Here is a 10,931-nt window from a genome sequence, read left to right on the forward strand (position 1 = left end):
CACTTTCTCGAGACTGGTGGTGGTCGCGTCAGAGGGCGGACGACTCTGCGGCGGGGTGTCCGACGATCCGGGCGATGTCGTCCACCGCGTGCGCATTCGTGAGTGATGTCGTATCGCCGAGCGTAGTGTGCTCGAACAGCTGGGTGAGCAGTCGTCTCATGATCTTCCCGGACCGGGTCTTGGGGACCTCGGGCACGGCGATGATGTGGGCGGGCTTCGCGATCGGGCCGATCCGCTGGGAGACGTGGGCGCGCAGCGTGTCCCGCAGCTGGTCTGCGGATGCGGCGCGGGCCTCGTGGGACAGGACGACGAACGACAGCACCGCGTGCCCGGTGAGGGGATCCGTGGTCGGCGCGGCACCGGCCTCGACGACCCACGGGTGGGACACGAGTGCCGATTCGATCTCGATCGTGGACAGGCGGTGGCCGGAGATGTTGATGACATCATCGACGCGGCCCAGCACGGTGATGTCACCGTCGGCATCGCGGCGGGCGCCGTCGCCGGACAGGAACCAGCCGCGCTCTCCGAAGTGCGCCCAGTAGGAGTCGAGGAACCGCTGGGGCTCGTTCCATACCGTGCGCGCGGCGGACGGTCCGATCCCGTCCACCACGAGCAGGCCCTGCTCACCCGTGGGCGTCTCCGAGCCGTCCGTGTCGACGACGGCGGCCGACAGGCCCGGGAGGGCGCGGGTCGCGCAGCCGGGCTTGGGGGCCTCGGCGGCGGTCGCCGGATCCGCGCCCGAGGCCCCGGCCGGCTGCCAGCAGCCGTCCTGCGGGCGGGGTGACATGACGCAGGAGCCGGTCTCCGACTGCCACCACGTGTCGATGACGGGTGCGGTCCCGGAGCCCACCTCGCGTCGCAGCCAGGACCAGGCCTCGGGGTTGACGGACTCGCCGACCGTGCCGACGAGCCGTACCGAGGACAGGTCCCAGCGGTCGGCCGGACGTTCGCCGGGGGCGGGGTGCGACCCGAACGCGCCCATGTGCGAGCGCACCAGCGTGGGGGCCGTGTAGTACGTGGTCACCCCGTAGCGCTCGATGATCTCGAAGTGCCTGCCGGCGTGCGGTTCCTGGGGCGTCCCCTCGTAGATCACCTGGGTGACGCCGTTGAGCAGCGGCCCGTAGATCTCGTAGGTGTGGGCGGTGACCCAGGCTAGGTCCGCAGTGCACCAGTGGACGGCGTCGGCGACCTTCTGCGGGTCGTTGACCGTGTCCAGCTCACCGTCGACCAGGTCGAACAGCAGCGCGTGCGTGTAGGCCGTCTGGGTGAGGTACCCGCCCGTCGTGTGGACGAGCCCCTTGGGTCGGCCCGTCGTGCCGGACGTGTAGATGATGAAGAGGGGGTGCTCTGCGTCGAAGGGCTGCGCCTCGTGGTCCGGCGACGCGTCTGCCAGGGCGTCGTGCCACCAGACGTCGCGGCCGTCGGTCCAGGCGATGTCGTCGCCCGTGCGCCGCACGACCAGCACGTGCTCGATGTCGTTGTCGCCGCTCACCGCTTCGTCCGCCGCGTCCTTGACGGGGACCGCCTTCCCGCGGCGGAACTGGCCGTCGGAGGTGACGAGCACCTTCGCGCCGGTGTCCTCCACGCGGAACTGCAGCGCCTCCGCGCTGAAGCCGCCGAACACCAGGGAGTGCACCGCGCCGATCCGCGCGCACGCCAGGGTGATGACGACCGTCTCCGGGATGACCGGGAGGTAGATGACGACGCGGTCTCCCGCCTCCACGCCCAGGCTGATGAGCGCATTCGCAGCGCGGGAGACCTCCTCCTGGAGATCCGCGTACGTGAGCGTCCGGCGATCGCCGGGCTCGCCCTCGAAGAGCAGAGCGGGCTTGTCCCCGGACCCGGCGGCGACATGGCGGTCGACGCAGTTGTGGGCGGCATTGAGCGCGCCGCCGGCGAACCACTCGATGCGCGGGACGGTAAAGTCCGGCGTCCCGTCCGCGCGGGTGCCGATGCGCTGCGGGCGCTCGAAGGTGTGCGCGGTGTGCCACGGAGCGGCCCAGTCGAGGCGCGAGGCCTGGCGCTCCCAGAAGGCGACGCGCTCTGCTTCCGTGGTGGGTTCGGCGTACGTGGTGGGTTCGGTCGCGAGTCCGGTCGTGGTCATGCGGTCCACCTCTTCAGTGCGCGCTTCTCGACGAGGCCCAGCAGCGCATCGGTCACCTTGCCGAGCACGGCGAGGAGGATGATCGCGAGCAGGAGCCTGTCGGTGCGCCCGTTGTTCTGGCTGTCGGTGAGCAGGTAGCCCAGACCCATCGACGACGCGAGGAGCTCAGCGGCGACGAGGAAGAGCCAGGCCTGCGCGAGTGCGAGGCGCAGGCCGGAGAAGACGCTCGGGACGACCGCCGGCAGCTGCACTGTGAGCAGCAGTCGCAGTCCGCTGTAGCCGAAGGTGCGTGCGGCCTCGACCAGCTGGACGTCGACGTGCCGCAGCGACGACGCGACGGTCGTGTAGACGGGGAAGAACGCGCCGATCGCGATCAGCGTGACCTTCGAGTCCTCGCCGATCCCGATCCACAGCAGGAGCAGCGGCACCCAGGCCAGGGACGGCACGGCCCTGAACGCGCCGATGAGAGGTGCGGACACGGCGTGGGCGAACCGGGAGAGTCCGACAGCGGACCCCAGCACGATCCCCAGCGCGCCGCCCGCGACGAAGCCCAGGAGCACGCGCTGGACGGAGATGCCGATGTGGGTCCACAGCTCGCCCCGCGCGATGAGGTCGAGGCCCGCGGTCGCCACTGCGGCCGGCGGTGGCAGCTGCACGAAGGAGAACGTGCCCGTGCTGCTGAGCACCTGCCACGCCGCCAGGAGGCAGAGCGGGAGGATCGCGCCCAGTGCCACCTGTACGGACCGGCGGGACAGGAGATCCGCGCTCGAGGTCCCGGTCGGGTCCTGGGCCGACTTCTGCGACCCCGGCGCGGGTACGTCCCTTGTGGCGTCTGCGTTCACAGCGCTCATGCGTCATCCCCTCCGCTGGTGTCTGCCGCAGTGCCTGCGACGGTGTCTGCGACCCGCGCCGCATCCGCCTCGGAGGCGAAGCGATCGTCGATGATCGTGTCGATCGCCTCGTCGACCTGCGACTGCTCTGCGACGTCGCCGATCTCGACGAGTGTGGGGCCGATGCGGCGGAGCACCTCGAGCTGCTCATCTCCGGGGACCGGATCGATGTCGAGGTGGGTGCGCTCCATCGTGAGCCCTGCGGTCTCCTCGTCGATGCTCGCAGCCTCCGCGAGGATCGACGCCGTCTCCTCCTGGTTCTCCAGCGCCCAGGTCCGTGCGTGGGCGTAGACGTCGAGGACGGTCTGCGCGAGCTCGGGCGAGGACTCGAGGAAGTCCTCACGGGCATTGAGGAAGCCGTAGGTGTTGAAGTCGAGGTTCCGGTAGAAGAGTTCGTCCCCCTCCGACTCCGCGGCCGCCATGATCGGGTCGAGGCCCGACCACGCGTCGACCTCTCCGGACGACAGCGCAGTGCGTCCGTCCGCGTGCTGGATGTTCTGGACCGTCACGTCGTCCAGCGTGAGGTCAGCCTCGGCGAGCGCCTGGACCAGGAAGAAGTACGGGTCCGTGCCCTTCGTCGCCGCGACGCTCCTGCCCTCGAGGTCCTCGACGGACTCGACATCCGAGTCCGGGCCCGCGACGAGTGCCGACCATTCGGGCTGCGAGTAGAGGTCCACGACCTTGATGGGGGAGCCGTTCGCACGTGCCAGGAGCGCCGCGGATCCTGCGGTGGAGCCGATGTCGACCGTCTCCGCCCGCAGAGATTCGTTCGCCTTGTTGGAGCCGGCGGAGAAGACCCACTCGACGTCGACGCCGTCCTCGGCGAGCGCGCTCTCCAGCCAGCCCTTCTCCTTGATGACCAGCGAGAGCGGGTTGTAGGTGGCCCAGTCGATCGCGAGGGTGTCCGTCTGCGCCTGTGCCGCGTCCTCGCCCTCCATGCACCCGGTGAGCATGAGCGAGCCGACTGCGGCGAGGGCCGCGGTCTTCAGCAGCGTGCGGGGGGAGCGGGGCGTGCGGGCACGGGAGGGCCGGGAACGGTTCATCGGGAGGTGCCTTTCGGGCTTGTCTGTGTGGAGAGTGTCTGTGCGGCTGGGTGACTGCGTGGCTGGGTATCTGCGTGGCTGGGTATCTGTGTGGCTGGGTATCTGTGTGGCTGGTAGTGCGCGGTGTCGCTGGTGTGAGCGTGCTTGTGTGAGCGTGCTGGAGCGTCAGGAGACGCGGGTGCGGTCCTCGGCGCGGTGCTGTGACCCGCGTGCACTGGTCGATCGGCTCGCGCCGGTGTCGATGCCGAGCGCGGACAGCAGGTCCGCACGGACGTGTGCGAGCTCCGCGCTGCCGCGGTCGCGGGGACGCGGCTCGTCGAGGCGGATATCGCGCACGACGGTGGCCGGGGCGTCCGGGGATTCGGAGACCGGGCCGAGCACGACGATGCGGTCTGCGATGTGGACGGCCTCATCGACGTCGTGCGTCACGAGCAGCACCGTCGTGGGCTGCTCGTCGTGGATCGCGAGGAGCAGGTCCTGCATCTGCAGTCGGGTCAGCGCGTCGAGGGCGCCGAACGGCTCATCGAGCAGGAGGACGCCTGGGCGACGAGCGAGGGCGCGTGCGAGTGACACCCGCTGGGCCATGCCGCCGGACACCTCCCGCGGCCGCAGTGCGCCGCGACCGGTGAGTCCCACGAGGTCCAGCAGTCGTGCGACCTCGGTGCGGGAAGCGTCCTTCGCGGTGCCGCGCGGCAGTCCGATCTCCGTGTTCTTCTCCAGCGTCCTCCAGGGGAGCAGGCGCGGCTCCTGGAAGGCGAAGGCTGTCCGCTCGTCCCCGTCGGTGACTGCCTCGCCGTCGATCAGGACGCTCCCGGACGTGGGCGTGCCCAGACCGGCCGCCGACCGGAGGAGCGTGGACTTCCCGCAGCCCGAGGGCCCGAGGATCACCAGCAGTTCGCCGGCGGGGACGGTCAGGTCGACGTCCGTGAGGACCGTGCGGTCACCGAACGCCTGGAGGTATGAGGAGAACTCGACGGTCGAGGCAGAAGGAGTCGAGACGGCAGGCGGAGTGGAAGAGCGCATACCTGCAATGGAACCGCGTCACGAGCCGCAGAACGTCGCTCAGCGTCACAGAACGGCCCATGACGCAGTGAAGCGTCATGGGCCGTCATGGAACGTCACGCGGATTTGCGTGTCCGCGTGTCAGTCGTCATCATCATCGCCGTCGTCATCCGAGTCATCGTCGTTGTCACCGTCGTCGCTGTCGCTGCCGGTGATGTCGCCCGACTGCGCGTCGATGCGGATGTCCGTGCTGTCGGAGGAGCCCTCAGCGTAGATCCCGACCTCCCAGTGCAGGCTGCCGTCGTCCTCGTCGAGCTCCGCGTCGTCGATCGTGCCCGGCGTGTCCTCGAGGGCGGTCTCGAGGGCCTCGAGGAGAGTGACCTCGGCCTGCTCGACCTCGCGCGTGTCGTCGCCGTCGGCGTCGTCCTCGTCGGTCTGCTCGACGCTCGAGCCGTCTGCGCTCACCTGGTACTCCCACTCGCGGTCGCCCACGACGTCGATCTCCCAGTGCTCGTTGTCGTCCCAGTCGATGTGGTGGGCCGTGCCGCCGTTCTCGGCCTCAGCCGTCTCGATGGCGGCGCCGGCGGCCTCCAGCTCGCCGCCCTGCGCGGAGCCGGACGCTGAGTCGGATGCGGAGGCCTCGGCCGTCGGCGTCTCCTCGGACTGCGCGCCGTCGGCCGGAGCGCTCTCCTCCTGCGGTGCCTGGGACTGCTCGACGCCGTCGGTCTGCTCCGCATCGCCGCCCGACCCGCAGGCGGACAGTGTGAGAGCCGCTGCGGCGACGACGGCGACGGAGAGGGACTTGAGGGGGCGGAGTGTTCGTGTGTTCGTCATGGCTCTCACAGTACTGAGGCTGCGTGAACCGTCGATGAGAGACGGATGAGCGAGTTCTTACGCATGACGAGAATCCGCGCCGAGCACGCGGACACCGGCGGCTGCGTACGGTGCGAGGAGCTCGTGGTCATCCGTGTCCGTCACGAGCGTCCACGCCTCCGGGAGCCGCGCCCACGCGCTGATCCCCGCCACCTGGAACTTGGTGCGGTCGGCCAGCACGGCGATGCGGTCGCTGCGGTTCGCCGCGCACTCCTTCACATAGGCCTCCTCCAGGGTGGGCTCCCCAACCCCCCGCTGTGCGGAGACCGCATCGCAGCCCAGGATCGCGAGGTCGAAGGAGAAGCGCTCCAGCGCCTCGAGCGCCAGGGGTCCGGTCGTGCCGTGGGAGGCCGTGGTGAGGCGACCGCCCACGACGTGCACGTCGATCCCGTCGCAGCCGACGAGCAGGACAGCGTTCTCGAGGCCGCGGGTCACGACCCGCACACCGCTGACGGACCGCTGCCGCAGGGCATCGACGAATGCCATCGTCGTGGAGCCCGCGTCGAGGAAGACCGTCGCTCCGTCATGGACGAGGTCGACCGCAGTGCGGCCGACCCCGGCCTTCCCGGCGGTGTTGAGCGCCAGCCGGTCGGCCAGAGCGCGATCGCGGTAGGGGGCTGACGTGATCGCCCCGCCGTACGTGCGCGACACCATCCCCGCGGACTCCAGCGCCGCCAGGTCACGCCGGACGGTCGATGCGGACACCTCCAGGTGCGCGGCGATGTCCTCGACGCGTGCCGTGCCGCCGTGGACCAGGGCGATGAGGGCGTTGCGGCGGGCCCTGGTGGCGCGGTGCGGCCGCTGCGTGGTCTGCTCCATCACTCAGCCAGTCCTCTCATTCGGCCCGTCCCCGTGCTCAGCGCGTCCCCCCGCTCAGCGCGGAAGGTACTCCGCGCGGATCCCGTCGACGTACGGTGCATAGTCGATCGCCGCGCGGAATGCGGAGCGCATCGTGCCGGGATCGGCCAGTGCCTTGCCGGCGATGTCGAAGGCCGTGCCGTGGTCGACGCTGGTGCGCAGGATCGGCAGGCCGACCGTGACGGAGATCGTGCCGTCGAAGTCGAAGGTCTTCGCCGCGATGTGTCCCTGATCGTGGTACTGCGAGAGGATCCCGTCGTAGCGGCCGGAGAGCCCGTGGTGGAACACGGAGTCCGCAGGGATCGGGCCGGCGACGGTGAGCCCGTCCGCGTTCACCTGCTCGAGCGCCGGACGCAGGATCTCGATCTCCTCATCGCCGAACGCGCCGTTCTCCCCGCCGTGCGGGTTGATCGCGGCGGTCGCCAGGCGGGGGTCCGTGATCCCGTAGACCTCGAGGGCGCGGTGCGCGCGGCGGATCGAGTCGACCTGCGTCTCCACAGTGATCGCGTCGAGGGCCTTCCGCAGCGACATGTGGCGGGTCGCGAAGAACACGTGCATGTGATGGCCGGGGACGTGCGAGCGCTCGACGACGAACATCGTGTCCTGCTTCGTCACACCGGTGAGCGCACCCAGCATCTCCGTGTGGCCCAGATGCTCCGATCCGGCCTGCCAGATGGCCTCCTTGTTGATCGGACCGGTGACGATGCCCGCGATCTCCTGGTTCATCGCGGCGGTGGTCGCGATCTCGATCGCACGGACTGCGGCGCGACCGGCGCGGGCGTCGACGACGCCCCACTCCAGCTCCTCGTCGCCCAGCTCATCGATGTCGAACACGTCGATCACGCCCGGACCTCCGTGCGGGACGTCCCACGAGGAGACGGCCCGGACCTCGGCGTCGAGGCCCAGGACCTCGACGGCGCGGCGCATGACGGAGGCATCGGCGACTGCGATGCCGTGGACCGAGGCGTCGCCCGAGTACTCGTGGAGGACGGCTGCGGTGATCTCCGGGCCGATGCCGACGGGATCGCCGGGGGTGAGTGCGAGGACGGGTGCGGTCATGGAAGATCCTTCGCTCGTGCGGTGTGCTCGGTCTGTGGGGTGCGTTCTGTCTGTGCGGTGCTGGAGGGGTATTCGGTGGCGGTGGCGAGGTCGGCCAGCGCATCGAGGCACACGACTGCGGTGCCGGTGTCGCCCACGAGGCCGCCCTTCGTGACGATGGGCAGACCGGCGCGCGGTCCGCCCACGAGCGTCCCCCCAGCGGCAAGGGGGACGACCTCGTCGAGGACCTCGATGCCGACGCCGCCGAGGCCGTCGAGGACCTCCGCGGTCACGTCGCCTCCCGTGGTGTAGAGACCGCCGACGGTCGCCTCGGCGAGGACGGCGGCGGTCACGGCGCCCAGGGCGGCGGGGATCGCATCCGCCTCGGCCTCCGTGAGATCGAAGATGTCTGCGACCTCCAGCACGGTGGCCAGCAGGACGATCGGCGCTGCGGCGGAGTCGAGGTCGCGGATGACGTCACGACTGGTCGCCGCGATATCGATGCGGCGGGTCCCGGGGAGGAAGACCGGACGGACGACTGACACGTCGCGGGCGGAGGTGAGGTGCGCGAGCTGGGTGCGGGTCAGCTCTGTCGCGGACCCGGAGACTGCGAGCAGGGGAGGAGCCGCGGGTGTTCCGGGACGCCCCGTCGATCCGGTCAGCCCCATCTGCGTGGCGAGGGCCCAGGTGCCGGGACCCGGATCGATCCCGACCCACAGGGCGTGGGGGCGCACCGCGAGCGCGGCGCGGGCGATCTCGTCCAGATGCGATTCGGTGAAGGCGTCGCCGATCAGGACGTCGGGGGCGGGCGCCGAAGAGTCGGTCCCGTCGAGCAGCTGCGCGATCCGCTGTTCGAGTGCGGCCCCGCCTGCCGTGACCGTCTCCAGATCCATCTCTGCGCACGTGAGGGAGGAGTCACGGGTGAGGGCGGCGGCCACGGATGAGGTCGTCATCGGAGTCCGCACGTCGTGGGCCAGCTCCGTGTGCTCGAGGCGCACGCCTCCCATGAGCTGCAGTCCGCCCACCGTCTGACGATCCGCGGTGGGGAATGCCGGCATGCACAGACCGATGACCTCGCGATCGGTCAGGGACCGGACCGTGTCGATCACCGCCTGGGCCTGGGCCCCGACGTTGCCCCGCAGCGTGGAATCGCACCGCGACGACACGAGAGAGGCCGGCCAGCCCGCGCGGACGGTGGCAGCGGTGCGGCGTGCGGCCTCGGCGGCGGGGACATGACGGGAATCCGTCGTCACCACGACGGCATCGTAGTGCTCCCGCTGTGCGGTGATCTGCTCGTGGGCCTCGCCCACGCGCAGGGTCACGGCGCGCATGCCGCGCCGGACGAGGCCGTTGGCCGCACCGTTGGAACCGGTGAGGTCGTCGCCGACGATGAGGACGTCCGCCATGGCGCAGCCCTCAGCCGACGACGAGGTTGAGGATGATGAGCAGCGGGATCGAGCCTGCCCACACCGCGGTGGTGATGCCCGACCAGCCCTTGAGCGCCTCCAGCCCGTCCAGGCCGGTGAAGCGGGTGACGACCCAGAAGTAGGAGTCGTTGAAGTAGCTGAAGACCATCGAACCGGCGGTGCAGGCCATGACTGCGACGAGCGGGTCGAGGCCGGACTCCACGATGACGGAGGCGGACACGGATGCGGCCGTGATCATCGCGACGGTGCCGGAGCCCTGAGCGATGCGCACGACGGTCGCGATGATGAAGGGGACGAAGAAGGCGGGCAGCGGAGTGGTGGCGACGGCGGTGGCCAGCGCATCGCCCACCCCTGATTCGCGCAGGACCATGCCCAGGCCTCCACCGGCACCGGTGATGAGGAGGATGAGGCCGGCGGAGCCTGCGGCCTCGGCGAGCCAGCCGTGGACCTTGGTTCGCGGGGTCCAGCGGGGCAGCAGCACGTAGACGGCGAGGATGACGCCGATCGTGAGGGCGACGACGGGGTTGCCGAGGAAGACGAGCGGCTGGGCCCACGCGGACGGCGTGTACTCCGCCTCCTGGTCGCCGATGATGCCCTGATTGCCCTGGTCGACCGCTGCGGCGACGGTGTTGCCGACGATCAGCAGCAGCGGGACGACGAGCGGGAGTGCGCCGAGCAGCGCGTTCGTGCGGTGCGGCTTCTTGCCGATGGGTGTGGCGCCGAGGAAGGTCTCGGGACGGTAGGTCACGACGTTGGCGACGGCCTCGGCGCTTGCGGATCCGCCCTTCGCCGCCAGGCTGGTGTCATGGTTCGCACCGTAGACCTCGCTCGCGACGACGGTGTTGAGGCGCGCCTCCAGGCGGGGGCCCATCCACTTCGCGTAGATCACGACGACGGGCAGCAGGCACACGGTGAAGATGACGCCGGTGAGGATGACAGAGCCCATGTCCGCACCGAGGATGCCGGTGACGGCGAGCGGTCCGGGAGTGGGCGGCACCATGTGGTGGGTGAGCGTCATGCCGCAGCCCAGCGCGAGGGCCAGTGTCACGTAGGCGCCCTTCTTCACGCGCGCGATCGAACGGGCGAGCGGGTTCATGATGACGTAGCCGGAGTCGCAGAAGACCGGGATGGACACGAGCGAGCCGACGGATGCCATCGCCCACGGCTCGCGACCCTTGCCGAACATCTTGAGGAAGGCGCGGGCGAGTGCGTCGGCGGCACCGGAGACCTCGAGGATCTTCCCGATGAAGACGCCCAGGCCGATCACGATGCCGACGCTGGCCAGCGTGTCGCCGAAGCCTGCGGTGATCCAGTTGATCGTCTCGACGAAGCCGGAGCCCGCGACGATACCGGTGACGAGCCCGGCGATGAGGAGCGCCACGAATGCATCGAGGCGGGTGGTGAGAACGAGGACGACGATGGTCGCGATGCCCAGCACGAGTGCGAGGAGCAGCTGCAAGTCCATGGCGGACTCCTTGGGAGGGAGGTCGGTGTATGGGCGGAAACCCGGCGCTATGACGGGGAAGGCCATCGGCAGGGCGTCCAGAGATTTCTGAGAGTCTACGCGCAGTCCCTTCAGGAACTGAAGTCGAAGGTGCGCAGAGTGCGCAGAAAGTGAGCACGGGAGCAGGTCGTGGGCCGGGGGCTGTCTCTTATACACATCAGACGCTGCCGACGAAGGCTTAGGTGTAGATCT

9 protein-coding genes are annotated in these 10,931 nt (G+C 70.0%); all 9 read right to left on the bottom strand.

Translation table 11 applies throughout. From position 1 onward, the window contains the following. Positions 1 to 28 precede the first annotated feature (28 nt). The 9 genes from acs to FM105_RS05965 all read right to left on the bottom strand — a co-directional run bounded on the left by acs (position 29) and on the right by FM105_RS05965 (position 10,700). Positions 29 to 2,104 (bottom strand): acetate--CoA ligase, encoded by a 2,076-nt coding sequence (gene acs / locus FM105_RS05925; RefSeq protein ID WP_087006198.1) that lies wholly within the window; start codon positions 2,102 to 2,104, stop codon positions 29 to 31. Then, the gene (locus FM105_RS05930; RefSeq protein ID WP_087006200.1) at positions 2,101 to 2,955 is read right to left on the bottom strand and encodes an ABC transporter permease; all 855 of its coding nucleotides are present in this window, start codon (positions 2,953 to 2,955) and stop codon (positions 2,101 to 2,103) included. The genes acs and FM105_RS05930 overlap by 4 nt, the downstream gene beginning before the upstream one ends. Next, a complete protein-coding gene (locus FM105_RS05935) occupies positions 2,952 to 4,037 on the bottom strand; it encodes an aliphatic sulfonate ABC transporter substrate-binding protein (protein WP_087006203.1) in 1,086 nt (361 codons plus the stop codon). Before FM105_RS05935 ends, FM105_RS05930 begins: the two co-directional genes overlap by 4 nt. Before the next feature lie 165 nt (positions 4,038 to 4,202). Further along, the gene (locus FM105_RS05940; RefSeq protein WP_087006205.1) at positions 4,203 to 5,060 is read right to left on the bottom strand and encodes an ABC transporter ATP-binding protein; all 858 of its coding nucleotides are present in this window, start codon (positions 5,058 to 5,060) and stop codon (positions 4,203 to 4,205) included. Between the two features lie 120 nt (positions 5,061 to 5,180). Further along, positions 5,181 to 5,873: a PepSY domain-containing protein gene (locus FM105_RS05945; RefSeq protein WP_087006208.1), complete on the bottom strand. Its 693-nt coding sequence runs from the start codon at positions 5,871 to 5,873 to the stop codon at positions 5,181 to 5,183. A 57-nt stretch (positions 5,874 to 5,930) separates the two neighbouring features. Then, the gene (locus FM105_RS05950; protein ID WP_087006210.1) at positions 5,931 to 6,731 is read right to left on the bottom strand and encodes a DeoR/GlpR family DNA-binding transcription regulator; all 801 of its coding nucleotides are present in this window, start codon (positions 6,729 to 6,731) and stop codon (positions 5,931 to 5,933) included. A gap of 54 nt (positions 6,732 to 6,785) precedes the next feature. Beyond that, positions 6,786 to 7,829 carry a 4-hydroxythreonine-4-phosphate dehydrogenase PdxA gene (gene pdxA / locus FM105_RS05955; protein ID WP_087006213.1) on the bottom strand — a complete coding sequence of 348 codons (1,044 nt, stop codon included), beginning with the start codon at positions 7,827 to 7,829 and terminating at the stop codon, positions 6,786 to 6,788. Beyond that, positions 7,826 to 9,214, bottom strand: coding sequence for a four-carbon acid sugar kinase family protein (locus FM105_RS05960; RefSeq protein WP_087006216.1), 1,389 nt, complete (start codon positions 9,212 to 9,214; stop codon positions 7,826 to 7,828). Before FM105_RS05960 ends, pdxA begins: the two co-directional genes overlap by 4 nt. A gap of 10 nt (positions 9,215 to 9,224) precedes the next feature. Further along, positions 9,225 to 10,700, bottom strand: coding sequence for a GntP family permease (locus FM105_RS05965; protein WP_087006219.1), 1,476 nt, complete (start codon positions 10,698 to 10,700; stop codon positions 9,225 to 9,227). Positions 10,701 to 10,931 lie beyond the last annotated feature (231 nt).

Source organism: Brevibacterium yomogidense (assembly GCF_900163715.1).
In the GTDB taxonomy this organism is placed as follows: Bacteria; Actinomycetota; Actinomycetes; order Actinomycetales; family Brevibacteriaceae; genus Brevibacterium; species Brevibacterium yomogidense_A.